The 254-nt window shown below is 57.1% G+C and carries 1 protein-coding gene; it reads left to right on the top strand.

The annotated features are described in order from the left end of the window. On the top strand, window positions 1-254 hold a 254-nt coding region (locus tag SB725_RS32515), incomplete at both ends, for an IS110 family transposase (RefSeq protein ID WP_410923615.1).

Here is a 254-nt window from a genome sequence, read left to right as displayed (position 1 = left end):
CTACGTTACGCCGTTCGTCAAGACGAACAAGAATGATCGCAACGACGCTGAAGCTATCGTCGAGGCCGCATCCCGTCCGTCCATGAACTTCGTCGCCGTGAAGTCGGTTGAACAACAGGACATGCAGGCAGCACATCGCGTGCGCGAACTTCTGGTCCAGCAACGAACGGCGATTATCAACCAGGCAAGAGGTCTCTTGGGCGAGCGTGGCCTCGCGATAGCACAGTCTCCAGCGGCCTTCAGGAAAGTGATAC

This window comes from Pseudomonas sp. SIMBA_041, assembly GCF_046535095.1.
In the GTDB taxonomy this organism is placed as follows: Bacteria; Pseudomonadota; Gammaproteobacteria; order Pseudomonadales; family Pseudomonadaceae; genus Aquipseudomonas; species Aquipseudomonas mucoides.
Note: the sequence above shows the minus strand (reverse complement) of the source record. Positions and strands in the feature narration are given on the sequence as shown.